The organism is Solitalea agri, assembly GCF_023914155.1.
Lineage (GTDB): Bacteria > Bacteroidota > Bacteroidia > Sphingobacteriales > Sphingobacteriaceae > Solitalea > Solitalea agri.
In genome coordinates this window covers 19,251-43,416 of record NZ_JAMWYS010000021.1, presented here as the reverse complement: position 1 = coordinate 43,416, position 24,166 = coordinate 19,251, and the positions used below count along the sequence as shown (strand labels likewise).

Below are 24,166 nucleotides of genomic sequence, written 5' to 3'. Positions count from 1 at the left end.
AAGTACATAGATGGTAGGGAAGATGTCTAAAAGCAAAAAATCCCGACCAAATGAATGATCGGGATTATGCTCCTGAGGCTGGGCTCGAACCAGCGACCCTCTGATTAACAGTCAGATGCTCTAACCGGCTGAGCTACTCAGGAATTGTGAGAAGTGGGAGTCGTCCCTTTTTCGTATTGTCTAAAGAATTAATCTTTAACAATAGCGCTCCTGAGGCTGGGCTCGAACCAGCGACCCTCTGATTAACAGTCAGATGCTCTAACCGGCTGAGCTACTCAGGAGTGTGAGTATTTTATATATCCCGAAATTCGGGACCGGTAAAAATCAATTTTTCAAATTTTATCTGAGCAAATCTCTGATAAGTTTTATGGTTCAAAGTTAAAAATTTCCAACCATTTTCCCCTTTGTTTTCGATAGCGTTCCATCGATTTGGGAGTGCAATATTCGGGATTTAGAATTAATTATGCAATATTTGCGAAGAAAAATTTTAAAAAAAATCGAATGAGTTTATTGGCAGTAGGTACCGTAGCATTTGATGCTATTGAAACCCCTTTTGGCAAGACCGACAGAATCGTCGGAGGAGCAGCGACTTACGTTTGTTTAGCCGCTTCTTACTTTACTAAAAATGCAAATTTAGTAGCTGTTGTTGGAGATGATTTTCCTGAGGAAGAAATTAGAGATTTGAATAATCATGGCATCAACACCGAGGGATTGCAAATAAAAAAAGGAGAAAAATCTTTTTTCTGGGCAGGTCGTTACCATAACGATATGAACAGCCGTGATACCTTGGTGACCGATTTGAATGTATTGGCCGATTTTGATCCAATTATTCCGGAAAGCTATCAAGATTGCCAGTTCTTAATGTTAGGCAATCTTACGCCTAAAATTCAACAAACGGTAATCAATCGCTTAAATAATCGTCCAAAATTAATTGTAATGGATACCATGAACTTTTGGATGGACATTGCAATGGATGATTTGAAAGAGACGTTGAAGATGGTAGATGTGCTTACGATTAACGATGCAGAAGCTCGTCAATTATCCGGAGAGTATTCTTTGGTCAAAGCCGCCAAGAAAATTCAGGAAATGGGCCCAAAATACCTTGTAATTAAAAAAGGTGAACATGGAGCGTTGCTGTTTGGTGAAGGGCAAATATTTTCAGCACCAGCATTACCTTTAGAAGAAGTATTTGATCCAACAGGAGCAGGTGATACTTTTGCAGGTGGCTTTATCGGTTATCTTGCAAGCCAAAATGAGGTTAGTTTTGAAAAAATGAAGAAGGCCGTTATTTACGGTTCGGCACTGGCTTCGTTTTGTGTAGAAAAATTCGGTACAGAACGGATTAAGAATTTATCACAAGAAGAAATTAACAATAGAGTAAATCAGTTTTCAAGTTTGGTAAGTTTTTAATTACTTAGCACCTAAATTTATTTTTTAAACAATGGACTTTTTCTTACAGACCTTAGCGTTCCTCGTAACTGGATTTTTCATGACAGCATTGGTAGTTCTATGCTATTATTTAATTAAGTTCCTGCGGAATCTAACCGACCTTACAGAAATCCGGATGGAGAAAGAAAAAAAGGAAACTGAGCTTTTGAAGGAGCAAATAAAAAAAGCTCAATCATAACAACCTTCCAACAACTTTAAATTTCTCAAAAACATTTTCACTGTGCGGTGCATCTTTTAACTCATCGGTTAAATCTTGTCCCGCCCAGTGTTCATAATGCTTCCCGTTTCTCCAAAGCCTGCTTTCCGAAACATCATAGATCATTCCCTTGTAGGCAACCCAAATTTGCGGCTTATCCTGCCCGTTTCTTAATGCCAGTTGATTTCGTGTGTATCCTTGCTGTGTTTCTTCCATTGTGGCAAAAGTAAAAAATCCTTGCGCATTCAAAATTTGAGTTTGGTAATTCTGATAGTATGGGACTTCAAATAAAAAAACCGAAGTTTTGCAACTCCGGTTCTCTTCTTCATATAACTATCTAACTAACTAATTTCCTGCTATTACTTCTGTTCTGTTTTGAGACTTAAAAGTTCTTTCGGTTGTTACAGGCCTTAGCCCCTCATTAGTGCTTTTAAAAACCAATTTATTTTCAGTTAATTCTACCAAATCAAAGACTTCATTAAAAATCTTATGATCGGCTATGTCTCCATCGAATGCTATTTTTACCTGGTTGTTTTCCAGTGTCCATGTTCCGAGATAATCGTGCGGAGATAACATCCTATAGCCGTTTTCATCTCGATTCTCAACATAATATGTTTTCTTGCAAAGTTGTTTGCCCTGGCCATCAATGGAAAAGTCATATGCAACACCATAGGTAATCAAATAGCTTCCGCTAAATCCACCTGATTCAGTTCCACTCCATATATAGCTGGTCAGTTTCGTTGGATCAATAACTTTTGCTTCATCATCTTTTTGGCATGCTATTGTTGTAAATAGGCCCACAACTAAGGCAACCACATAGGCTAATTTTTTCATGTTTAAAGAGTCGTTTTTTAAGAGTTTTGTCCTGTAAATAAGGATGTGTTTCATCTTTATACGTATTCAAAATGAATGAGTTACAATTTTTAAAAGATAAAATTGAAAAAACATAAGTCGTTAACTATCAGCAAATAAATATTCATTATGGATAAATTAAATGAATAGAACTAAAGTTTAAAATTGAAATCGAGTTGTCTGAAATTCTTGGTAGCTTAAGGTTAAATAAATCTAAATCCTATGCGCTCTAACAAATTAAAATGGATAACATCATCGATTATGCTGCTGTTATTCGCTCTCTTTTTTACGGCTTGTGGGCCAAAAGATTCTCAAATCTCAGAGGAGGTAAATAAGCAAATTGCTTCCTATGGTCCAGGTGTTTCCGCAACGGTTGAAAAAGGAGTTGTTACTTTAAATGGAGAACTGGCTGATGAAATGAGTCGCGGATCGCTCGAAACATTGGTCAAAAGTGTAAAGGGAGTTAAGTCTGTTGTAAATAACACAACTGTTAAAGTTGAACCTCCACCACCTGCCGCTGTTCAAATTAACCCCGATGATGTATTAAAAACTACTATCGAAGAATCGTTTAAGCAGAAGGGGATCTCCGGGGTTACATTTTCTATTTTAAATGGAGAAGTAACGCTTACGGGAGAAGTTACAAAGGAAGACCTGATGAAGGCCGTGCAGGCTGCAAATGAAGCTAAACCCAAGAAAGTTATCAATCAACTTAAAGTTATTAAATAAACAGCTATGGCTTTACAAGATAAATACCAGGAATTGATCAGTTTTGCCCGGGCCAATGGGGTGAACGATCTTTCTGTTCAGGAACAAAACAATGTATTGTATTTAACCGGTACGGCTCCCGGTGATGCAATAAAGCAGCAAATTTGGGCGGTGTATGAAAAGATTGACCCAGAAATGCGGTCGGCAGATTTGGTGCTGAACATTAGTGTTGCCCCAGGTGCCAGTACAACTTACACAGTGCAGCCGGGCGACAGCTTAAGTAAGATAGCCACGAAGTACAGCGGGCTTAAATGGCAGGATATATTTGAAGCGAATAAAGATCAAATAAGCAACCCGGATTTAATAAAACCAGGGCAGGTACTTAAGATTCCTCAATAGGGAATTTCTTAAAATTAAAAGGCCTTCAGAATCAAACTGAAGGCCTTTTAATTTATTTTTGCTTTGAGGTTATTAATGTTCGTTAACAACACCCATTGAAGAGAATTTATCGATACGCTCAGCAATCAATTTTTCTATTTTCTTTTTACCTAATTCTTCCAGATCGCTAAGGATTTGCGCTTTTAAGGTCGCTGCCATTTGAGCAGGATCGTTTTGAGCACCGCCCAATGGCTCTTTTACAATGCCGTCGATAAGTTTGTTTTTAAACATATCCTCAGCGGTAAGTTTTAGTGCATCGGCCGCTTTTTCTTTATGATCCCAGCTTCTCCATAAAATAGATGAACATGACTCTGGAGAGATAACAGAATACCAAGAATACTCAAGCATATAAACTTTATCGCCAATACCAATACCTAAAGCTCCACCCGAGGCACCTTCGCCAACAATGAAACATAGAACAGGTACTTTTAGAACCGACATTTCGAGAAGGTTTCTGGCAATTGCTTCTCCTTGTCCACGCTCTTCAGCTTCAAGTCCAGGGTAAGCACCCATTGTGTCAATTAAACTAATAACCGGAACATTAAATTTCTCGGCAAGTTTCATTAGGCGAAGCGCTTTTCTATACCCTTCAGGATTGGCCATGCCGAAGTTGCGGTATTGACGCTCTTTCGTGTTTTTTCCTTTTTGATGGCCAATAATCAATACTGGTTTTCCATCAATAGTTGCAAAACCACCAATAATGGCTTTGTCATCTTTTACAGTACGATCGCCATGAAGTTCAATAAAATCTTCACACATCATCGAAATATAATCAAGCGTTTGTGGACGCTCGGGATGACGCGACATTTGTACTTTTTGCCAGCCTGTAAGGTTGTTATACACGTGGTGCTGTGTTTGTTCTATTTTAGTTTCTATTTCGCGAATAGTTGCCGAAAAATCTACTTTGGTCTTTTCCTGAGCCATTTTCACTTTTTCTAGCTCTTCCATCAGGATGCCTATTGGTTTTTCGAAATCAAAAGTTGGTTTCATCAAATTGTGTCTCTTAAAATTAACCTTTGAATTTGCCTGTTTAGAGACTACTAAACGGAGAGCATGTGAACGCAAAATTACATCGGTCTAAAATTGAGGGGTAAAAGTAAGAAACATTTTCAATATCGATGTATATCTGTACGCTTAATAAAGGTTAATGATTATTAAGTATTTGAAGATTAATAGCTTGAGTCTTTAATGACAATGGCTCTGTATTTTTGTTCCCCGTTGGAAGATTTAAATGTATTGATGATATTCAGTAGTTTTCCTGTAGATATAAGTTTTGAATCGAAATGAATATTAGCTGTGGCAAGCTCAAAATTGATTTTAACACTATTTACTCCTTGCTGTTTTTTTAACTCTTCGCTTAACTTCTCCGTTTGTTTTTTAGAAAGTTGATCTCCTGTGATTTTTACATATAATGAATCATCAGCTTTGTTTTTAAGCCATTTAGATGGAGAATAAATATTAACGCTTCGATCCTGCAGCGGTGATTCAGCAAATAAATTTGTGGTAATTGTAAGAAGAAACAGGACTGGCAGGAGTTTACAAAAATGCGTTTCCATATGTTATAGTGTTTGCATTTCTATAACTCTATTTCATCTGAATTATTGTTTATAAAGTGTTATAATTCTTTGAATTAAGAGTAATAAATTAGAACGTAAGCGTATGGTTTGCCTGTTTCATTTTTTTTAATTCGGAAAATGGAATAATTGACCACCCCGGGTTATCACATGACCTTGCAACACGTGCAAAATAAGCCCCTACGTATAGCCCTTTTTGGGTAAAATACCAAGAACCAAAGTCCCACACTTCTGAATCTGTATAATCACAATTCTCTTCTGTTTGGGGCTTTATCATTTCTGTAGGGTAGAGTCTTTTAAACAATTTAACAATTTGTGGTGCATAGGTTTTTGATCGATAACTGAACCATTCGTCAGATTCTTTTTTAGGTTTAGCTCCGGTTCCAAACCATAAAATGTCTTCCAATTCCAACTTCTTGCCGGTTTTAGTATTGAAGGTAATGCCGGATTCGCCAAAGTCGGGGTGAGCCGCCGGATGACAATACCAACCACTGCTAATACAGATGCTCACAAACTGCTCATTTAAAAAACAGCTGGTGATTTCGATTTGCTCGTAGCCCGCATTTCCATCCATATCAGAGCAAGAGAAATAAGCTTCGAAATTTTGATAATACTCGTTATAAAGCTGATCGTTAATTGTATTGATAATCGGTTGAGGGTAACCGCTAATAATTTTAAAGACATTGATTTTGGAGTTAGGTTCGCTGTACCATTGAATAAGATACTTTTGATTCAACAATTCCTGTTTGCCGGGTATAAGCTTTATTTCGTTTAAACGAAGCTTTGAATAATCGCTTAGCGTTTTTGAAAGCGTTTCATTTACAAAAAGTAGTTTAACTGAATTTGGTTCAACATCATTGAGCCTTACCGGTAGTTTAGTTCCCTTTTTGTTAGTATAGGTCCCGTTTAATGTATGGCCATTTCTAGTTAACTCAAACTTGTCGCCGGTTGATTCTGATTTAAGCGAGAGATTATTGGAAGCCGCAGTTCCCTCAAAGGCAATGTCTTGTTTAAGTTTTTTATAGAAATAAGTGCCTGAGGCAGAAACTGGGTCGATATTTAATTCCATTACAATTGGAATTTTACCAATTGTGCCTTGCAAGGTTATGGTTCCGGCATATGATTTTTTTTCAATTAATATGAGGGTGCATAATAAAAGAATTATAACAGTAAGTTTTTTCATTATTAGGGTTATTTGAGCACTGCACTAGGTAAGGAGCAGAGCTGTTAAGTCGATTTTTATAAAGTTCCGGTCTTCAACACTTTAAAATGCTTTCTTCGATATAGTATGCCGATTTTTTATTTGTGGTTTTGTTTACTATGGTGGATTGGGCTTTTAAAATTGTAAAACAGAGGTTAAACAAGAGTACAAGCGGCAATAATTTTTTCATTTCAGTTTTAGTGAAGAGAATAAATTTGATGTATTTCAATTTTAAATTGAATCATAAGTAGATTGTACCTGCTTTTAATAAAAGCTATTTTGAGTTGTTGTTAGTCAGTTATTTGCTATACAAAAATAAAAATGAATTAACTAAAATGAATTATTTTTTACCAAAAAGAAAGCTCTTGACTGTAAGATTAGTTTCGTGGGTCGTGTAATATGTTTGTTAGTAATTCCCGACCTTTTTAAATAAATTAATATTGTTGCTTTTTATTTAAGCAATTAAGCTAAGTTTAATCTCCATGAAAATTAAAAACCTATTCAACATTTGCATGCTCTCTATCCTTTCTCTTGGGTTTAGTACGTCTAAAGCTCAAGATCTTCCAAGAACAGAATTAACAATAGCAACGTATAACATCCGCTTAAATGTCGCTTCAGATAGCATAAATGCCTGGCCTAATCGTAAAGATTGGGTTAAAGAGCTTATTCAATATCACCAGTTTGATATTTTCGGAGTCCAAGAAGCATTGAACGAGCAGATGGTTGATTTGGATGAATTGCCAGGATTCGATTATGTAGGCGTTGGTCGTGATGATGGTAAACAGGCAGGGGAGTACTCGGCGATCTTTTATAATACCAGGAAGTTTAGTGTATTGAAAACCGGTACTTTTTGGTTATCACCTACACCCGAGAAACCATCAAAAGGCTGGGACGCAGCCATCGTGCGCATTTGCACTTGGGCTTGTTTTTCCGATGTTAAAACCGGAAAACTGTTTTATGTATTCAATACGCATTTCGATCATATTGGCGTAAAAGCTCGTGAGAATTCAGCCAAACTGATACTCGAAAAGATAGAGGATATTGTTCCCCCGGGAACTCCGGTAATTGCAATGGGCGATTTCAATTCAACACCCGAAACTTCGGCCTTTAAAACCATGAACACGAACATGGCGGATGCCCGCGAAGTAACGAAAGCCAAACCTTATGGGCCAATTGGTACGTTCAATAACTTTAATTATAACAGCGATTTAAAAGATCGCATTGATTATATTTTTGTGAACAGCAAAGTTGAGGTGCTGAAATACGGTGTGCTTTCTGATGCAAAAGATAAGCGTTTCCCTTCTGATCACTTGCCGATTGTTTGCCGGATCGTTTTAAACTAAGCCTCACCCTAAATCCCTCTCCTTCGGAGAGGGACTTTTGTGACCTTGCTAGCCCATTAAACCTGCCGCTTTGGTCATTGTTTAACTACTGCTCAGTTACAAAAAATGGTGCCTTTGAGCGAACTGAAAAACAGATAATCTACCTCTTTTATATAAACTAACTCATGAAAAAACAATTTTTATACATCTGCTTATTTTTAATGAGTCTGCTGCTCATCTCGGGCTCCTGCAAAAAAGAAAAAATTGGCATTGCCGCCTTACCAGAGGCTACCCAGGAAGGGAAAAATACATTTGGATGTTTATTAAATGGGAAAGCGTTTTTACCTAAGGGTTCAGCTTTCGGTAGCCCGGTACTTAATTGCTATTACCAATACATTAATGATTCTAAAGGAAATGGATATTATTTTCATGTTTCTGCAAGTAAAGAAACTGATAAAGAATGTGAAGTTTATTCTATTGCAATTAATTCTACACTGATGAGTATTGAAGAGGGGGAAACTTATCCATTAAAAAGCGAAAGTATTGGTAATATTTCAGGTGACTTCTGGTATTATCCACCTAGTTGTGTAAGTAATTTCACCCATTATAGTACCACTTCTAATTCTATCGGAGAATTAAAAATTACCCATTTTGATCAAACTAGACAAATTGTCTCAGGCACTTTTTGGTTCGATGCCATAAACGATAAAGGAGAGAAAGTAGAAGTGCGGGAAGGTCGATTTGATATGAAATATACTCTATAATACATCTATATACTCATTTAAAAATGAAAAACTATTTAGTGAAGGCCGCGATGGCCGTTTTTTGCTATTGCCTTTTTATGAGCACTACCTCGGCACAAATTGCGGGTGCAACAATGACTACTGCTATTAATGCAGGTACAATAACAGGTTCGTTTTATCAAATTTGAAGATAATAAAAAAAATGGCTGCCTGATTTGGACAGCCATTTTCAGTTATTGATCAGCTAATTTCATAGCAACCGGTACGACTTCCTTTTTATTTATGGGAAATCTTCTTTTAAACAAGGAATATTGCCTCAATTTATAGAAATAACTCATTCGACTTAAAGAAAGTTTCATTTAGAAACAGGAGTTTTTAATCCGGTTAATGGAAAATTGCTTTAAGAAAAGGCAATTTTGCTATGTCACTAAGCAAAATTTCATTAGTAAAGGGCAATACAGTATTGAGTTTAGGCAGTTCTTTTTCAAAATCTTGACATTCTGAAGTAGGAGAGAGCCGATGCCCGGAGAATACTATGAAACCTGCAGACTCCCTATTTAGGGTATTGATCTAAAACAACAAAAAACCTCCGACTTATTTAAATCGGAGGTTTTTTTATTTTTTATCTTTTCAGTTTTTATTGCTGCATTACTGCGCTGAACTTAGTTTCTAACGACTGTAGTTCGGTTTTAAGTTTTTGAGTAAGTGCAGTTTGTTTGTTTTTCTCAGCCATTCCAGCTAACTCATTAACCAGACTTAAGCCAAAGTTAATCTCTTCGCCAAATCGGCCAATGCGTTGGTTACCTAATGAATGATAATAATTAAGCTGATTTGTAATGAAATTGTTGATTAACTCCACCTGTTTAGTCGCTTTTTGCGGCTGATTACATTTGAAATATAGATCCGCAGTCATTAAATCAGGAATCAGGTTATAGCCAATTTGATTGCTCATAAACGGAATGGAAACATTCATTTTATCAAGCGTTTTAACACATGAATCAACTTTGCCTTTATTAAATAAAGATTGCGCTAAAATAGTGAAGGTACTCTTACAAGTGGTGGTCATACGTGAACTTTCCGGATCAACGTAAATTTTACCGTTGTTATAGTTACCCCATTTAAACTTGTTGTGCACATTGTTGTACAATATGTTCACGTCAATACTTCCTTCGCGGCCTAAAATAGCATCAGTTGAATCACTTAATACAGGTACCAAGCGATAAGCGAAACCTTCGTTCTGGAAGTATTTTTCTAATCCATAGAAATTACGATCAGGAACGGTGATGGCAAAATAGATAGGACGCTCCCAAATGTTGTGAGCAATAATATCTAAAGCTAATAGGTCATTTTTGTATAAACCGTTGCCAGGCAGGCTCCAATTAATACTCTGAACAATTTTATCGTTTTCAGAAGCGTCAACTACTTTGTTAGCAATTGCAGCATTTTTATCAACGGTAATTTTCAGGTTTTTTGTCGGAAGGTAATTAATAAAATCTCCTCCTTGTGTTTGAGCTTTTGCTTCCTGACTATCGCTGCCAATAAAATCAACTACGTCTTTCAGCTCGGCATTTCCTTGCATACTCTGGTCGAATAATGGAGTATAATCACGTATGCCGGCAGCAAATTTTTCGTTCGCCATTGAAATTTTAACAGGTGCCGATTCATTCATTTTTTCTTTCATCTGACGTCCATACCAATCAGTACCCAATAAACTCAGGTTCACTATACGAACATCCGGACGAATATTTTCCACTTCCTGACAATACCACAACGGATAAGTATCGTTATCGCCATAGGTAAAGATGATAGCATTTGGTGCACAACTGTTTAAATAGTTGGCAGCCAAATCGCGTGAAGTATAACGATTTGAACGGTCATGGTCGTCCCATTCTTCTTTAGCCATTACATAAGGTACAGCCACTAAACAAAGAACCGTGGTAATACCAGCAGAAGCCATAAGGTTGATCTTCTTACCTAAAAACTCATAAATAGCTAAAACTCCCAGCCCTATCCAAATAGCAAAGGCATAAAAGGAACCTACATAAGCGTAGTCTCGTTCACGCGGTTGCAAAGGGGTTTGGTTTAGGTATAGTACAATGGCAAGTCCGGTCATAAAGAACAACAGGAACACGACTGAGAAGTCTTTAAGATTGCGTTTGTATTGGAAGAATAAACCAATTAAACCTAAAATAAGTGGTAAGAAATATAAGCGGTTGTACGCTTTATTTTCAGTAATGCTGGCAGGTAAATTATCCTGGTTGCCTAAGCGCCAGGCATCTAAAGGTTTAATACCACTTATCCAGTTTCCTTCATGTACAGCTCCAGCTCCTTGCACGTCGTTTTGGCGACCTGCGAAGTTCCACATAAAATAGCGGAGATACATATAGTTAACCTGGTAACCAATAAAGAAACCAATATTATCAGCGTAAGTAGGTTCGCCGCTAATGCCCATCCAGCTTTTGTAAAACTGAACATGATTGGGATCATCGCTGTAAATGCGAGGGAACGGAATATTCTTCGCATATTTAGCTATTGGTCTTGCTCCAACTTCCTCGTATTTGGTTGCTCCCTTACGGTATTGCATATCGCCTTTATCCTGACCAGTCATTTCAGTATTGAAGTAAGGTCCGAACGCAAGAGGACGATCGCCGTATTGCTCACGGTTCAAATAACTTAAAAAGCTATAAGCATTTGAAGGATCATTGTTGTTCAAATTTGGATTTGCTTTCGCTCTGATAACGATCATGGCAAAAGATGCATATCCAATCATAATGAACATGGTGCATAAAACCGCTGTATTTAAAATATACTGATTGATAGTTGGTTTCCAGTAAAACAGTACAAGGCCCATAGCTACTGCCGCAATTGCTCCGCCTAAAACTCCCCAGCCGAAGAAAAGCTGAACGACCAGGTTTGCAGCAGCAAAATACAGCAGATTTTTATTCTGATTCATGCTATAGATAAGCAGACTTATCAGGAACGAAAAGAATAAAATACCAAATACAATTACACCACTGCCAAATGTCATTCCTAATGAATTAACAAAGAACAAATCGAATTTGGCTGCAAAAGCAATGGTTCCCGGAATTAATCCGTATTGTACGAATACTAAAATAACACAGGAGATTAAAAAAGCGCCAATCACCCCTTTAGTAGTGGCCTGATGTTTCTTAAAATAGTAAACCATACCCAAAGCAGGGATGGTCAATAAGTTTAATAGGTGAACACCAATTGATAAACCCATTAAATAGGCGATGAAAACTAACCAACGGTCAGCAGATTTTTCACCTGCTTCATTTTCCCATTTTAAAATGGCCCAGAAAACAACGGCTGTACACAATGATGACATGGCGTATACCTCCGACTCAACGGCTGAAAACCAGAATGTGTCAGAAAAGGTATAAGCTAAAGCTCCTACTAATCCGGCGCCAATAATGGCGAAGATCTGAGAACCAGAGATTTCGGTATTGACTTTAAAGACTAGTTTCTTGGCCAGGTGTGTAATGCTCCAGAAAAGAAACATGATTGTAGCTCCGCTTGAAACAGCAGATCCAAAATTGGTCCACCATGCAATCTGACTTCTGTCGCTTGCAAAAAGTGAAAGCACTTTCGAAATCATCAAAAACAATGGTGCTCCCGGCTGGTGACAAACCTGCATTTTATAAGCAGATGAAATAAACTCGCCGCAGTCCCAAAAGCTGCCGGTAGGTTCAAGGGTTAATGTGTAAACAGTAGTTGCAATCAGGAAGGTAACCCATCCAAAAAGGTTGTTTAACCTGGTGTAATTCGTCATAATATATGTTTGACTTCTGGTTTTTAGCTATTCAATTCAAAACGCCGAATTTAGAAAATATTTTAATGTCTGTAGTTTTTGTTTGTAAAGAATCTGAGAATCCCAGATTAACGTTAAAAGTGTAGAAAATATTGCCTTATTAATTAGGATAAACTTTAGTGGTTTTCTTTAATATATAGAGCTAAATAAATCAAACAGGTAAATGAAAAACGATCATTTGATTTTCAAAATTGAATGACCATGCTATCTTTGCAGGCGACTTCAATGTTGTTTGGACATTGTTTAAGGCTTGATAAAATATTTTCTACTGACTTTCAGAGAGTTTTATCAGCTCATAAAAAAAAGTGAAAAAAGATTTTGGAGAAATAAAATTGATTTCTACTTTTGCAGTCCCAAACAACAACAAACGGTAACACGAAAGAAGTTGTAAAGGAGATAGCCCGATAGTATAATGGTAGTACGACGGTTTTTGGTACCGTTTGTCTTGGTTCGAATCCAGGTCGGGCTACTTAAAAAAAGCAAATTATTGCGAAATACGATTCTTAAAGATTTCGTATTTCGCAATTTTAGTTTTAAGCTAAGCTTCAAAAAAAACGCTTCTCAGTCATTTGAACTAATGCCGTGAAGTTTGTTCAGCGTCCCGATAGCTATCGGGATTGATGACCGCTAAAAAACAAAATGCAAAGCATTCATGAGTGCATTAGGAATAAAACAACTCACGAATAATTAAACGTTCAGAAAAAATGCCTTCACGTTTTAATCCCGTTAAGTTATTTGCCGGCTCAGCTTCGAGTGGTCTGGCAGATCAAATTGCTCAGGCTAGTGCTCGTGAGCTAGGTGATATCACAGTTTCGCGTTTCAGCGATGGTGAGTTTCAGCCGATCTATAACGAATCTGTTCGCGGTTGCGATGTTTTCCTGATTCAGTCGACATTCGCTCCTTCAGATAATTTAATGGAGCTGCTGCTGATGATCGATGCAGCAAAGCGTGCTTCAGCGCATTACATTACAGCGGTTATCCCGTATTTCGGTTTAGCCCGTCAGGATCGTAAAGATAAACCGCGTGTAGCCATTGGAGCTAAATTAGTTGCTAATTTATTAGCTGCTGCCGGTGCTCACCGTATTATGACCATGGATCTTCACGCTGCTCAGATTCAGGGCTTTTTTGATATTCCGGTAGATCACCTGGATGCCTCGGTTATCATGGTACCTTATATCAAATCGTTGAAATTGCCTAATCTGGTAATTGCATCTCCTGACATGGGCGGTACCGCTCGTGCTCGTGTGTTTGCAAAAGCCTTAAATGCTGAGGTGGTAATTTGTGATAAGCAACGTAAACGTGCCAATGAAATTGAATCAATGTCGGTGATTGGTGATGTTAAAGGAGCTGATATAGTTTTAGTAGATGATATTTGCGATACAGCCGGTACATTAACTAAAGCCGCAGCTTTATTGAAAGAAAAAGGTGCAAACAGTGTTCGCGCGGTTTGTACGCATGGTGTTCTTTCAGGTAAAGCATATCAAAATATTGAGAATTCAGTTTTAGAAGAATTGATCATTTGTGATACAATTCCATTGAAACAGGCAAGCGATAAAATTAAAGTTTTAACTGTTGCCGACTTATTCTCAAAAGCAATTGCCAATGTTTACGAACATGGATCTATTTCTGATCTGTTCCGCATGGGTGATGGCGTTCAAACAACAGTTAAGTTTTAAACACGAAGTACACGAATTAAACTAATTACACCAATTAGTAAAATTCGATCAATTCGTGAAATTAGTGCGTATAATTTTTAACATAATATATTTTTAAAAAATGAAATCTATAGCTATTAGCGGTTCGAAAAGATCGAACGTAGGGAAACGTGATGCTAAGGAGTTACGCTATGAAGGTTTAGTACCAGCTGTATTATATGGTGGTAAAGAACAAACTCACTTCTCAGTATCCGCTGCAGATTTACGTCCAGTATTGTACACTCCAGATGCAATGTTCATCGAGTTAACAATTGATGGAGCTAAACATACTGCAATTGTAAAAGACTCACAGTTTCACCCATTAACTGACCTTGTTACTCACATCGACTTTTTAGAGTTATTTGATGACAAACCAGTTGTTATGGAATTACCTATCCGTTTAGAAGGTACTTCTCCAGGTGTACGTATTGGTGGTAAATTGAACCAAAAATACCGTAAACTGAAAGTTAAAGGTTTACCTAAAGACTTTGTTGACTACGTTCCTGTTGATATCAGCAAATTGGAATTAGGTAAAAACATTCGCGTTGGTGAAATCAAGTTAGAAAACCTTGAAATCTTAAATGCAAAAGTTGATACTATGGTTTCTGTTCTTGCTTCACGTGCTACACGTCAGGCTGATGCTGAAGCTGCAGCTGCAACTAAAGGCGGTAAAAAATAATTTTTTCATCCTTGAAAATGAAAGCAGTCCCGGTTTAGGCCAGGACTGCTTTTTTTATTTGAGATTTTTGTTCAGCCTGATTTTTCATTGCATTGAAGAGAAATTGGGAGCTCTGAAGTTCAAAAACTTATATTGAATTATTAAAAAACCGATAATCCTCTATTTTTGCATGAGTTTTTGGGAAATGAATAATCTCAAACCTCATTTCGCAATTGTCATATCTATAAAACAATGAAATACTTAATTGCCGGACTTGGAAATATAGGGCCAGAGTATGCCGATACACGCCATAATATAGGGTTTATGGTTTTGGATCAATTTGCCAAAGAAGAAGGAGTGAAGTTTGTTACAGAACGTCATGCTTATTATACTGAAGTAAACTTTAAAGGCCGGACCTTGCATCTGATCAAACCAACTACTTACATGAACCTTAGTGGCAAGGCTTTGAATTACTGGATGCAAACATTAAAAATTCCGGTGGAAAATGTTTTGGTGATTGTAGATGAATTGGCTTTGCCTTTTGGCCGAGTTCAATTAAAACCCAAAGGAGGGAATGCCGGTCATAATGGATTAAAAAACATCGAATCAATGATTGGGACACAGGCTTATCCTCGGATCCGTTTTGGGATCGGCGATAATTTTCCGCGCGGTCGCCAAGTCGATTATGTATTAAGTGGCTTTGACAATGATGAAACTCCGCAGTTACCTTTATTAATTGATAAAAGTATTGAAATGATCAAAGGTTTTTCTACCGTTGGTATTGAGCTTGCAATGACTCGATTGAATAAGTAGACCGCATAATTTATTTGGTTTTAATGATTTTCCAATGGGTGTTATATAGTTTAGTCAGATAAAGGTAACATCGGATAGTTTCTTATCTTTTTTGTAAACAAATTTTTAAGAAAATAATTAAACTCTATATTGGGTTTTTGAAATAATACAACCAAAATATCCAAAATCAATGAAGAAGAGTTTAATTATTATTAGTGCAATTACTTTAGCTGCCTGTGGAACTTCAAAAGTAACAAGCAAAAATGCTGACGTAGAAAGAGGAGCATTAAAGTTTCCGGGCTATACCGTTTCAGAGTATAATGCCGGAAAAAAAGCAACCCAAGCTTATTGTGGAGGCTGCCATGCTTTAAAAACACCGCAAGACTTTAACGAAGCGCAATGGAGTATGATTGTGCCCAAAATGGTTAAAAAGGCGAATAAGAAAGCTGGAAGTGAAGTGATAGATCCCAAAGCTCAGGAAGCCATTATGAAGTATTTAATTACTATGAGTTCAGCACCGGTTACTGCTAGTAAATAGGGTATAGTTAAGAGATCATAGTTCATAGTAAGAAAATGCTATGAACTATGATCTACAAACTATGTGCTATCGCATCTCTTTCCACGCATTGATCAACCCATTGGTCGAAGAATCGTGAGAAGAGATTTTATCACCTGACATTAATTCGGGAAGAATAACATTAGCCAATTGTTTACCCAATTCAACTCCCCATTGGTCGAAACTGAAAATATTCCAAATAACACCCTGTACATATATTTTTTGTTCATACATGGCTAACAAAGCTCCAAGATTAAATGGCGTTAAACGCTTGTAGATAATGGAGTTCGTTGGACGGTTACCTTCAAATACTTTGTAAGGAGTAATGAAATCAATTTCTTCCTGTGATTTTCCTGAACCTAAAAACTCTTCCCTTACATCTGCTTCAGTTTTTCCAAAAGCTAATGCTTCGGTTTGAGCAAAGAAATTTGATAATAATTTTTCCTGATGGTCACCCATGTCATTTAACGGTTGTGCCGCTGCCAGAAAATCAGCAGGAATCAATTTAGTTCCCTGGTGAATTAATTGGTAAAACGCATGCTGACCATTGGTGCCCGGCTCTCCCCAAATAATTGGCCCGGTTTGGTAGGTTACAGCATTGCCCGAACGGTCGATGTATTTACCATTACTTTCCATATCGCCTTGCTGGAAATAAGCAGCAAAACGGTGCAAATACTGGTCGTAAGGTAATAAGGCATGACTTTCAGCTCCGAAGAAATTGTTATACCAAATGCCCAATAAAGCCAAAATTACCGGAATGTTTTTATTAAAGTCTTCTGATTTGAAATGCTCATCCATTGCGTGAGCCCCGTCAAGAAGTTCTTCGAACTTATCAAAACCAACACTTAAGCAGATCGACAGTCCAATGGCACTCCATAATGAATATCGACCGCCAACCCAATCCCAAAAACCGAACATATTGACCTCATCGATACCAAATTCAGTTACTTTGGTTTTATTGGTAGAAAGCGCCACAAAGTGTTTAGCAACCGCGGCATTATCTTTTGCTGATTTCAAGAACCAATCACGGGCAGAAAGTGCATTGGTCATGGTTTCCTGCGTAGTAAAGGTTTTTGAAGCGATGATAAATAAAGTGGTTTCGGCATTTAAGCTTTTCAATGTTTCGGCCATGTGAGCACCGTCAACATTTGAAACGAAATGCATTGTTAAGCGGGTTTTGTAATGCTTTAAGGCCTCACAAACCATATATGGACCTAAGTCAGAACCACCGATACCAATGTTTACTACATCTGTAATTTCTTTACCTGAAAAACCTTTCCATTCGCCCGAAATTACTTTTGCCGAAAATGTTTTCATTTGCCCTAAAACAGCATTTACATCAGGCATCACGTCTTTTCCATCCACTAAAACAGGTGAGTTTTTACGATTGCGTAAAGCGGTGTGTAGAACTGCACGTTTTTCGGTCGCATTGATTACATCGCCTGCAAATTGCTTTGTAATGGCATCTTTAAGACCACATTCTTCAGCTAACTCTAAAAGCAATTGAAGGGTAATGTTGTTGATTCGGTTTTTTGAATAATCAACTAAAATATCATTGAATTGAATGTGATGAGTTTGAAACCGATTGATATCGTTAGCAAAAAAATCACGGAGATGAGCGTCTTTAATTTCCTGGTAATGCTGTTCAAGCTTTTTCCAGGCATTTGTACTAGTAGGATTTACGCTTTTAAGTGCCATTTTTATAAGTCTGTGGTTTGCAAAGTGTCAAAAATACACAATTAAATATTTACGTTGGGGCTAAGTTTTAAAACCTTTTCAGCGAATTTATAGCAAGCGTTTTCAACGCTTTTAATGTCTTTGCTTTTCAGAGGGTTTCCCAATACATGATTTTCTGGAGTAGCTAAAGGTACGAACTGTTTTAATGCAGATGGGGTTCCAAGCTGCTCCATCATTTCTCTCATGGCCGATACTTTTACAACAGGATCCTGATGTTGTTCATCTTTGTAATAACAAACCGTTAAAACAGGACACTTCACTTTCTCAAAAGTTTCTTTGGTCATCGATGTTTCCAGTAATTCCTCTAAAGCCGAAACCGACTCAATTCTATATTTATAATACCAGTACTTTGGCCCTTCTGCAGTATCAAGTTCAGAATTTCTGTATTTGCCCCCTAAAACCAGCTCCGCCAATTTTAATCCCCAGTGATTATTAGCAATAAAAGCTGTTGGATCATTGATAGCAATATTGGGTGAGAGGTTTAGGAGTGCATGAATCTCCGGAAACTCGGCGGCCAGTTTTAATGCCAGGGTTCCACCAGTAGATGTACCCAGAATAATAACTTTATCACCCAACTGTTTGGCAATTGCATAGGCTTGGACAGCACTTCTCCAATAATTTTCAGCAGTTAAATTGGCCATTGCGTCTGTAGTGTCTATTCCATGTTCGGCCAATCGGGCTAAATATAAATTACATCCATAACGCTTGGCAAAATTACGATGCACCGGATTGCCTTCTTCATGACTGGCGGAAAAACCGTGAAGGTATAAGACAGCGTAGGGTGTTTTTGTTTTAGTAGAATCATTCCAAACAATCTCAGAACCATTTCCGGGTTTTATCTTATGATGACTATCAATTCCTTTGACATAGTTTTCAAGGGCAGTAGGGGAAGATGGAACTTCCGGGAGCTGTGTATTATAAACAGGTCTTTCAGGTGTTGGTCCTAGAAGGTATGCAATAATCGAAATAAACAGGAGGAGTATAACAATTGTCAAAGCTTTTTTCATTTAATAAGGTCTATAATAATAAATTAAGAGGGCAAATGGTTAACTCAACAGGATTCAAGATTAAGCAATAGTTCATTTATTAACTAATCTGCCCATTCAAATTAGTAAATTTAATGGTTCACCAATGTCTCTCTTATGAATAATCAATTATTCTATCTGGTGGTGATTACCTTGCTGCCAATTATTCCGTCTTACATATTATATAAAGCATTGCCTTCCAAAACATCGGTTAAAGGACCTTTTAAGGGCTTGACCTTAAACCTTTCGGGTGCCTTTGCCGCTTATTTTCTTTTGTTTCTTATGCTGATGGGCTTTATATATTTTATTACTCAACATGATTTTAATAAAGAAACGGTTTCTCTTAGCAATGATGAAACAATTAAAGCATTAAAGACTGAAAACACAGAGTTAAAACAAAAGCTATCTTTATTAGAGACTTCGAACCAATTGTGGACAATGGAAGGAAAAATAGAAGCCAACAGTGTTGAACAGACGAAATTCTTTGTGGATGACGGGTCTTCAAGGGTTTTATCAACCGGTCGGTTTAAGGTACTGGTGAAGGTTCCCGTTTTAGATAATAAGCCCCTGCTGCCGGAAGCGATCTGTATATTTAATCGTTCGGCCAGTTATAAGGTCATCGACCTGAACAGGGTTTCTTCTCAGGATTTAAAAACTTACGGAATTTCATTTATAGATAAAGATCGTCTGATCCAATTTGACCAACCTGTTAAACTTCCCGAATGGCAAAAACCATGGCATGTGGTTAAGAAGTAGACTAGTTCATAGCTCATGGTCCATAGTTAATGGTCTATATATTCCTACTTTCTATGGACTATCGACCATGGTCTATGGACTAATCTAATTAACTGAATATTAAATTACTATCAAGCCTTGTTAAATAAGAAATAAGTTTCTACTTTTGCAGACCCCAAATTAGGGGTGTAGTATTTAAATTTTATAAAGCAAAAATGCCTACTATTCAGCAATTAGTAAGAAAAGGTAGAGTAGCTCTGGTGGAAAAGAGTAAGTCACCAGCGTTGGATTCATGTCCACAGCGAAGAGGCGTGTGTACCCGTGTATACACTACTACCCCAAAAAAACCTAACTCTGCAATGCGTAAAGTTGCCCGTGTGCGTTTAACCAATGGTAAAGAGGTGAATGCGTACATCCCAGGTGAAGGTCACAACTTACAAGAGCACTCGATCGTATTGATTCGTGGTGGTCGTGTGAAAGACTTACCAGGTGTACGTTACCACATCGTTCGTGGCGCATTGGATACTTCAGGTGTTGATGGCCGTAACCAACGTCGTTCTAAGTACGGTACTAAACGTCCTAAACCAGGTCAAGCACCAGCTGCCAAAGGAAAAGGTGGCAAGAAGAAGTAATTAATTCAAGGCAACAAAGACATTAAAACAAAATGAGAAAGGCAACCCCTAAGAAGCGCATCATTTTGCCAGATCCTAAATTCAATGACGTAATGGTAACTCGTTTCGTTAATCACATGATGTGGGATGGTAAGAAAAGTATTGCGTACGATATTTTCTACAAAGCTGTAGAACTAGTTGAGAAAAAAACCAGCGAAAATGGTTTAGATGCTTGGAAAAAAGCATTAGCTAACATTATGCCTGCTGTAGAGGTTAAAAGCCGCCGTGTAGGTGGTGCTAACTTCCAGGTTCCTACTGAAGTTCGTCCTGACCGTAAATTAGCGTTAGGTATGAAATGGATGATTCTTTATGCACGTCGTCGTGGTGAAAAAACCATGAATGAGCGTTTAGCTGGCGAGATCATCGCTGCTGCTAAAGGAGAAGGTGCTGCGGTTAAGAAAAAAGAGGATACGCATAAAATGGCTGAGGCTAACAAAGCGTTCTCTCACTTCCGTTTCTAAGATAAGATTTGGATTACACCGAGCCATTCGTGGTTTCGGTGTAATCTATTTTCAATAATCACTGTAATATTATTACAATGTCAAGAGACTTAAAATTCACGAGAAATATTGGTATTGCTGCTCACATTGATGCGGGTAAGACCACTACTACTGAGCGTATTCTTTATTATGCCGGTGTAAACCACAAAATTGGTGAGGTTCACGAAGGTGCTTCAACAATGGACTGGATGGTACAAGAGGCTGAGCGTGGTATCACCATTACTTCTGCTGCTACTACCGTTTTCTGGCCTTATAGAGGTAACAAGTTCCAAGTGAACATTATCGATACTCCTGGTCACGTTGACTTTACCGTAGAGGTAAACCGTTCATTACGTGTATTGGACGGATTGGTGTTCTTATTCTCGGCGGTTGACGGTGTTGAGCCTCAATCAGAAACTAACTGGCGCTTAGCTAACAACTACAACGTATCTCGTATCGGTTTCGTTAACAAAATGGACCGTTCAGGTGCTGACTTCTTAAAAGTTGTTAAACAGGTTAAAGATATGTTAGGTTCTAATGCAGTTCCATTGCAATTACCTATCGGTTCTGAAGATCAGTTTAAAGGTGTAGTTGACTTAATCAACAACCGTGGTATCGTTTGGAATGAGCACGATAAAGGGATGACCTTTACTGAAGTTCCAATTCCTGACGATATGTTAGACGAAGTTGCTGAGTGGAGAGAGAAATTATTAGAATCAGTAGCTGAGTACGATGAGTCTTTGATGGAGAAATTCTTCGAAGATCCTAACTCAATCACTGAGCGCGAAGTATTAGACGCATTACGTCAGGCTGTATTAGCAGGTTCTATCGTTCCTATGGTTTGTGGTTCATCTTTCAAAAACAAAGGTGTACAAACTATGCTTGACCTGGTAATGGAGTTATTGCCTTCGCCAATGGATCAGGAAGCAGTTAAAGGTACTAACCCTGATACTGGTGAAGAAATCGTTCGTAAACCGGATGTTAAAGAGCCATTTGCCGCTTTAGCATTTAAAATTGCAACTGACCCATTCGTAGGTCGTTTGTGCTTTATCCGTGTTTACTCAGGTAACTTAGAAGCAGGTTCATACGTATATAACGCTCGTTCTGAGAACAAAGAGCGTATCTCTCGTATCTTTCAAATGCACGCTAACAAGCAAAACCCAATTCCTAACGTAGGTGCTGGTGATATTGCTGCTATCGTTGGATTTAAGGATATCAAAACCGGTGATACCTTGTGTGATGAGAAACATCCAATCGTTCTTGAAGCGATGGAATTCCCTGAGCCAGTTATCGGTTTGGCAATTGAGCCTAAAACTCAGGCCGACGTTGATAAATTAGGTATGGCTTTAGCGAAACTAGCTGAAGAAGATCCTACTTTCCGCGTTAAAACTGACGAAGATACTGGTCAAACTATTATCTCTGGTATGGGTGAGCTTCACTTAGAGATCATCGTTGACCGTTTGAAACGTGAGTTTAAAGTAGAATGTAACCAAGGTGCTCCTCAAGTATCATACAAAGAGGCATTCACAGGTTCTGTTACTCACCGTGAGGTTTACAAAAAACAATCTGGTGGTCGTGGTAAATTCGCCGATATTCAGGTTGAAATTTCTCCAATCACTGAAGAAGGTAAAACCGGCTTACAATTCGTTAACGAAATTGTGGGTGGTTCAATTCCTCGTGAGTTTATCCCTTCAATTGAGAAAGGTTTCAAATCAGCGATGGCTAACGGTGTGTTAGCAGGTTACGAAGTTACCGACATGAAAGTTCGTTTATTTGACGGTTCATTCCACGCGGTTGACTCGGATGCTCTTTCATTTGAGATCTGTGCTCGTGCAGCGTTCCGTGAAGCGTTACCTAAAGCTAAACCAGTGTTAATGGAGCCTATCATGAAGGTAGAAGTTCTTACTCCAGAGGAGAACATGGGTGATGTTATGGGTGACTTGAACAAACGTCGTGGTCAATTGGAAGGTATGGATACTCGTGCCGGTGCACAAGTAATCAAAGCTAAAGTTCCATTGAGCGAAATGTTTGGTTACGTAACTATCTTACGTACTATTACTTCTGGTCGTGCTACTTCAACAATGGAGTTCTCTCACTATGCTGAGGCTCCTAAAAACATTGCTGAAGAAGTAATTGCTAAAGTAAAAGGCAAAAAAGCAAACGCATAAATTCAGATATGAGTATTGGGATTTGTGATTCGAGATCTTCTCAATTGCAAATCTCAATCTCAAATCAAAAGATAATCTTCAAACCGTAGCAAATAGCTCTTACGGGGCGAAACAAACAAAAACAAAATGAGCCAAAGAATTCGTATCAAATTAAAATCTTACGATTACAACTTAGTTGACAAGTCAGCTGATAAAATCGTAAAAACTGTTAAGCCTACTGGCGCAGTAGTTAGCGGACCACTTCCGTTACCAACCGAGAAAAAAGTATTCACTGTACTTCGTTCTCCACACGTTAACAAAAAAGCACGTGAGCAGTTCCAATTATGTTCTTACAAACGTTTATTGGATATTTACAGTTCAAACGCTAAAACTGTTGACGCTTTGATGAAACTTGAATTACCTTCAGGTGTTGAAGTAGAAATCAAAGTGTGATAGATTCACAATAAAAAATTAAAAAGGAGATGGTCGAAAGATCATCTCCTTTTTAATTATATAAGGAAGCTATAGAACAGGGATTTGCTTACTGAGGTGATATTTTTTAATTCTTAAGATATTGATAAAAAATTAGTTGCGTAACTCTTTGATTTTAAGTAATTGTTTTCTACCTTTGCGGTCCCTTAGCGAGTAAAGTGTAACAATCTCATCGCCAAAGTGTTTGAGCTTGTAAAGCGGCAACTGCGAAGGGAAGAGAAAAATTAATTAATTAATCAATTTTTAGAATGTCTGGTATTATAGGTAAGAAAGTTGGAATGACCAGCATCTTCGGTGCCGATGGAAAAAATATTCCATGCACAGTTATCGAAGCTGGTCCTTGCGTGGTTACGCAAGTAAAAACTTTAGAAAAAGACGGATACTCAGCGATCCAGTTGGCCTACGACGAGAAGAAGGAGAAAAATACTTCTAAACAGTTGTTAGGACACTTCCAAAAAGCGAACACCACTCCAAAACGTAAGTTAGTGGAATTCAAGCACTTTGAGGAAGAAAAGGCGTTGGGTGAGACTGTAAACGTAGACCTTTTCGCAGAAGGCGACTATGTTGAAGTTGTAGGTACTTCAAAAGGTAAAGGTTTCCAAGGCGTTGTTAAACGTCATGGTTTCTCTGGGGTAGGTGGCCAAACTCACGGTCAGCATAACCGTTTGAGAGCTCCTGGTTCATTAGGTGCATCTTCATGGCCTTCACGTGTATTCAAAGGAATGCGCATGGCGGGTCGTATGGGTGGTAACCGTGTGAAAGTTCAAAACTTACAAGTTTTAAAAGTGTTCACTGAACAGAATTTATTAGTAGTTAGCGGTTCAATCCCTGGCGCTAAAGGTTCTTACGTAATTTTGGAGAAATAGCC

The 24,166-nt window shown here is 38.0% G+C and carries 24 protein-coding genes and 3 tRNA genes; 17 read left to right on the top strand and 10 right to left on the bottom strand.

Annotated elements, in window-relative coordinates; genetic code table 11:
* Window positions 1-69: 69 nt before the first annotated feature.
* A tRNA-Asn gene (locus NF867_RS04695) sits at window positions 70-143 on the bottom strand.
* A 64-nt stretch (window positions 144-207) separates the two neighbouring features.
* Window positions 208-281 (bottom strand) — tRNA-Asn (locus NF867_RS04690).
* Window positions 282-501: 220 nt separating this feature from the next.
* On the opposite strand from NF867_RS04690, the gene NF867_RS04685 reads away from it, so the two are divergent.
* Window positions 502-1,410, top strand: a complete 909-nt coding sequence (locus tag NF867_RS04685; protein WP_252586442.1) for a PfkB family carbohydrate kinase — start codon at window positions 502-504, stop codon at window positions 1,408-1,410.
* Between the two features lie 211 nt (window positions 1,411-1,621).
* Here NF867_RS04685 and NF867_RS04680 read toward each other — a convergent pair whose 3' ends face one another.
* Both NF867_RS04680 and NF867_RS04675 read right to left on the bottom strand, forming a co-directional pair.
* Window positions 1,622-1,861, bottom strand: coding sequence for a cytochrome b5 domain-containing protein (locus NF867_RS04680; protein WP_252586441.1), 240 nt, complete (start codon window positions 1,859-1,861; stop codon window positions 1,622-1,624).
* A gap of 129 nt (window positions 1,862-1,990) precedes the next feature.
* Window positions 1,991-2,479 (bottom strand): lipocalin family protein, encoded by a 489-nt coding sequence (locus tag NF867_RS04675; RefSeq protein ID WP_252586440.1) that lies wholly within the window; start codon window positions 2,477-2,479, stop codon window positions 1,991-1,993.
* 240 nt (window positions 2,480-2,719) lie between these two features.
* Here NF867_RS04675 and NF867_RS04670 point away from each other — a divergent pair, with 240 nt between their 5' ends.
* Both NF867_RS04670 and NF867_RS04665 read left to right on the top strand, forming a co-directional pair.
* Complete coding sequence (locus tag NF867_RS04670) at window positions 2,720-3,223, top strand: BON domain-containing protein (protein WP_252586439.1); 504 nt, start codon at window positions 2,720-2,722, stop codon at window positions 3,221-3,223.
* Window positions 3,224-3,229: 6 nt separating this feature from the next.
* Entirely contained in the window at window positions 3,230-3,601 is a 372-nt protein-coding gene (locus tag NF867_RS04665) for a LysM peptidoglycan-binding domain-containing protein (RefSeq protein WP_252586438.1), read from the top strand.
* Between the two features lie 72 nt (window positions 3,602-3,673).
* On the opposite strand, the gene NF867_RS04660 is transcribed toward NF867_RS04665, so the two are convergent.
* The 3 genes from NF867_RS04660 to NF867_RS04650 form a co-directional block, all read right to left on the bottom strand.
* On the bottom strand, window positions 3,674-4,630 hold the full coding sequence (locus NF867_RS04660; protein WP_252586437.1) for an acetyl-CoA carboxylase carboxyltransferase subunit alpha: 957 nt from the start codon (window positions 4,628-4,630) through the stop codon (window positions 3,674-3,676).
* A 179-nt stretch (window positions 4,631-4,809) separates the two neighbouring features.
* Window positions 4,810-5,196, bottom strand: a complete 387-nt coding sequence (locus NF867_RS04655; RefSeq protein ID WP_252586436.1) for a hypothetical protein — start codon at window positions 5,194-5,196, stop codon at window positions 4,810-4,812.
* Window positions 5,197-5,284: 88 nt separating this feature from the next.
* Window positions 5,285-6,397, bottom strand: a complete 1,113-nt coding sequence (locus tag NF867_RS04650; RefSeq protein ID WP_252586435.1) for a hypothetical protein — start codon at window positions 6,395-6,397, stop codon at window positions 5,285-5,287.
* A 500-nt stretch (window positions 6,398-6,897) separates the two neighbouring features.
* On the opposite strand from NF867_RS04650, the gene NF867_RS04645 reads away from it, so the two are divergent.
* The 3 genes from NF867_RS04645 (at window position 6,898) to NF867_RS04635 (ending at window position 8,668) form a co-directional block, all read left to right on the top strand.
* Complete coding sequence (locus NF867_RS04645) at window positions 6,898-7,758, top strand: endonuclease/exonuclease/phosphatase family protein (RefSeq protein WP_252586434.1); 861 nt, start codon at window positions 6,898-6,900, stop codon at window positions 7,756-7,758.
* Between the two features lie 164 nt (window positions 7,759-7,922).
* Window positions 7,923-8,501 carry a Riean_0653 family protein gene (locus NF867_RS04640; RefSeq protein WP_252586433.1) on the top strand — a complete coding sequence of 193 codons (579 nt, stop codon included), beginning with the start codon at window positions 7,923-7,925 and terminating at the stop codon, window positions 8,499-8,501.
* A gap of 23 nt (window positions 8,502-8,524) precedes the next feature.
* Entirely contained in the window at window positions 8,525-8,668 is a 144-nt protein-coding gene (locus NF867_RS04635; protein ID WP_252586432.1) for a hypothetical protein, read from the top strand.
* A gap of 449 nt (window positions 8,669-9,117) precedes the next feature.
* Here the strand turns inward: NF867_RS04635 and NF867_RS04630 are convergent, their stop codons facing one another.
* Window positions 9,118-12,273 (bottom strand): glycosyltransferase family 117 protein, encoded by a 3,156-nt coding sequence (locus NF867_RS04630; protein WP_252586431.1) that lies wholly within the window; start codon window positions 12,271-12,273, stop codon window positions 9,118-9,120.
* A 437-nt stretch (window positions 12,274-12,710) separates the two neighbouring features.
* Between NF867_RS04630 and NF867_RS04625 the strand changes: the two genes are divergently transcribed.
* The 5 genes from NF867_RS04625 (at window position 12,711) to NF867_RS04605 (ending at window position 15,994) form a co-directional block, all read left to right on the top strand.
* Window positions 12,711-12,781, top strand: a tRNA-Gln gene (locus NF867_RS04625).
* A 235-nt stretch (window positions 12,782-13,016) separates the two neighbouring features.
* Window positions 13,017-13,988, top strand: a complete 972-nt coding sequence (locus NF867_RS04620) for a ribose-phosphate pyrophosphokinase (RefSeq protein WP_252586430.1) — start codon at window positions 13,017-13,019, stop codon at window positions 13,986-13,988.
* A gap of 100 nt (window positions 13,989-14,088) precedes the next feature.
* Window positions 14,089-14,685, top strand: coding sequence for a 50S ribosomal protein L25/general stress protein Ctc (locus NF867_RS04615; protein ID WP_252586429.1), 597 nt, complete (start codon window positions 14,089-14,091; stop codon window positions 14,683-14,685).
* Between the two features lie 231 nt (window positions 14,686-14,916).
* A complete protein-coding gene (pth, locus tag NF867_RS04610; protein ID WP_252586428.1) occupies window positions 14,917-15,477 on the top strand; it encodes an aminoacyl-tRNA hydrolase in 561 nt (186 codons plus the stop codon).
* A gap of 169 nt (window positions 15,478-15,646) precedes the next feature.
* The gene (locus tag NF867_RS04605; RefSeq protein ID WP_252586427.1) at window positions 15,647-15,994 is read left to right on the top strand and encodes a hypothetical protein; all 348 of its coding nucleotides are present in this window, start codon (window positions 15,647-15,649) and stop codon (window positions 15,992-15,994) included.
* Between the two features lie 66 nt (window positions 15,995-16,060).
* Here NF867_RS04605 and pgi read toward each other — a convergent pair whose 3' ends face one another.
* Window positions 16,061-17,710, bottom strand: a complete 1,650-nt coding sequence (pgi, locus tag NF867_RS04600) for a glucose-6-phosphate isomerase (RefSeq protein ID WP_252586426.1) — start codon at window positions 17,708-17,710, stop codon at window positions 16,061-16,063.
* Between the two features lie 41 nt (window positions 17,711-17,751).
* The gene (locus tag NF867_RS04595) at window positions 17,752-18,756 is read right to left on the bottom strand and encodes an alpha/beta hydrolase (RefSeq protein WP_252586425.1); all 1,005 of its coding nucleotides are present in this window, start codon (window positions 18,754-18,756) and stop codon (window positions 17,752-17,754) included.
* Between the two features lie 135 nt (window positions 18,757-18,891).
* Between NF867_RS04595 and NF867_RS04590 the strand changes: the two genes are divergently transcribed.
* The 6 genes from NF867_RS04590 to rplC all read left to right on the top strand — a co-directional run bounded on the left by NF867_RS04590 (window position 18,892) and on the right by rplC (window position 24,164).
* Window positions 18,892-19,530, top strand: coding sequence for a hypothetical protein (locus tag NF867_RS04590; protein ID WP_252586424.1), 639 nt, complete (start codon window positions 18,892-18,894; stop codon window positions 19,528-19,530).
* Window positions 19,531-19,724: 194 nt separating this feature from the next.
* Window positions 19,725-20,141, top strand: coding sequence for a 30S ribosomal protein S12 (rpsL, locus tag NF867_RS04585; protein ID WP_252586423.1), 417 nt, complete (start codon window positions 19,725-19,727; stop codon window positions 20,139-20,141).
* Window positions 20,142-20,173: 32 nt separating this feature from the next.
* The gene (gene rpsG, locus NF867_RS04580) at window positions 20,174-20,641 is read left to right on the top strand and encodes a 30S ribosomal protein S7 (protein WP_103790515.1); all 468 of its coding nucleotides are present in this window, start codon (window positions 20,174-20,176) and stop codon (window positions 20,639-20,641) included.
* A 77-nt stretch (window positions 20,642-20,718) separates the two neighbouring features.
* Complete coding sequence (gene fusA / locus NF867_RS04575; protein ID WP_252586422.1) at window positions 20,719-22,827, top strand: elongation factor G; 2,109 nt, start codon at window positions 20,719-20,721, stop codon at window positions 22,825-22,827.
* Window positions 22,828-22,953: 126 nt separating this feature from the next.
* Window positions 22,954-23,259 (top strand): 30S ribosomal protein S10, encoded by a 306-nt coding sequence (gene rpsJ / locus NF867_RS04570; protein WP_103790513.1) that lies wholly within the window; start codon window positions 22,954-22,956, stop codon window positions 23,257-23,259.
* 287 nt (window positions 23,260-23,546) lie between these two features.
* Window positions 23,547-24,164 (top strand): 50S ribosomal protein L3, encoded by a 618-nt coding sequence (gene rplC, locus NF867_RS04565; protein WP_252586421.1) that lies wholly within the window; start codon window positions 23,547-23,549, stop codon window positions 24,162-24,164.
* Window positions 24,165-24,166 lie beyond the last annotated feature (2 nt).

Bases quoted from the DNA above. Each gene is read 5' to 3' on its own strand.
- NF867_RS04590 (WP_252586424.1), top strand. From the start codon at position 18,892: ATGAATAATCAATTATTCTATCTGGTGGTGATTACCTTGCTGCCAATT.
- NF867_RS04675 (WP_252586440.1), bottom strand. From the start codon at position 2,479: ATGAAAAAATTAGCCTATGTGGTTGCCTTAGTTGTGGGCCTATTTACA.
- NF867_RS04595 (WP_252586425.1), bottom strand. From the start codon at position 18,756: ATGAAAAAAGCTTTGACAATTGTTATACTCCTCCTGTTTATTTCGATT.
- rpsJ (WP_103790513.1), top strand. From the start codon at position 22,954: ATGAGCCAAAGAATTCGTATCAAATTAAAATCTTACGATTACAACTTA.
- NF867_RS04685 (WP_252586442.1), top strand. From the start codon at position 502: ATGAGTTTATTGGCAGTAGGTACCGTAGCATTTGATGCTATTGAAACC.
- NF867_RS04635 (WP_252586432.1), top strand. From the start codon at position 8,525: ATGAAAAACTATTTAGTGAAGGCCGCGATGGCCGTTTTTTGCTATTGC.
- NF867_RS04660 (WP_252586437.1), bottom strand. From the start codon at position 4,630: ATGAAACCAACTTTTGATTTCGAAAAACCAATAGGCATCCTGATGGAA.
- NF867_RS04670 (WP_252586439.1), top strand. From the start codon at position 2,720: ATGCGCTCTAACAAATTAAAATGGATAACATCATCGATTATGCTGCTG.
- NF867_RS04645 (WP_252586434.1), top strand. From the start codon at position 6,898: ATGAAAATTAAAAACCTATTCAACATTTGCATGCTCTCTATCCTTTCT.
- pgi (WP_252586426.1), bottom strand. From the start codon at position 17,710: ATGGCACTTAAAAGCGTAAATCCTACTAGTACAAATGCCTGGAAAAAG.
- NF867_RS04655 (WP_252586436.1), bottom strand. From the start codon at position 5,196: ATGGAAACGCATTTTTGTAAACTCCTGCCAGTCCTGTTTCTTCTTACA.
- NF867_RS04615 (WP_252586429.1), top strand. From the start codon at position 14,089: ATGAAATCTATAGCTATTAGCGGTTCGAAAAGATCGAACGTAGGGAAA.
- rplC (WP_252586421.1), top strand. From the start codon at position 23,547: ATGTCTGGTATTATAGGTAAGAAAGTTGGAATGACCAGCATCTTCGGT.
- NF867_RS04665 (WP_252586438.1), top strand. From the start codon at position 3,230: ATGGCTTTACAAGATAAATACCAGGAATTGATCAGTTTTGCCCGGGCC.
- rpsL (WP_252586423.1), top strand. From the start codon at position 19,725: ATGCCTACTATTCAGCAATTAGTAAGAAAAGGTAGAGTAGCTCTGGTG.
- NF867_RS04620 (WP_252586430.1), top strand. From the start codon at position 13,017: ATGCCTTCACGTTTTAATCCCGTTAAGTTATTTGCCGGCTCAGCTTCG.
- fusA (WP_252586422.1), top strand. From the start codon at position 20,719: ATGTCAAGAGACTTAAAATTCACGAGAAATATTGGTATTGCTGCTCAC.
- NF867_RS04630 (WP_252586431.1), bottom strand. From the start codon at position 12,273: ATGACGAATTACACCAGGTTAAACAACCTTTTTGGATGGGTTACCTTC.
- rpsG (WP_103790515.1), top strand. From the start codon at position 20,174: ATGAGAAAGGCAACCCCTAAGAAGCGCATCATTTTGCCAGATCCTAAA.
- pth (WP_252586428.1), top strand. From the start codon at position 14,917: ATGAAATACTTAATTGCCGGACTTGGAAATATAGGGCCAGAGTATGCC.
- NF867_RS04680 (WP_252586441.1), bottom strand. From the start codon at position 1,861: ATGGAAGAAACACAGCAAGGATACACACGAAATCAACTGGCATTAAGA.
- NF867_RS04650 (WP_252586435.1), bottom strand. From the start codon at position 6,397: ATGAAAAAACTTACTGTTATAATTCTTTTATTATGCACCCTCATATTA.
- NF867_RS04640 (WP_252586433.1), top strand. From the start codon at position 7,923: ATGAAAAAACAATTTTTATACATCTGCTTATTTTTAATGAGTCTGCTG.
- NF867_RS04605 (WP_252586427.1), top strand. From the start codon at position 15,647: ATGAAGAAGAGTTTAATTATTATTAGTGCAATTACTTTAGCTGCCTGT.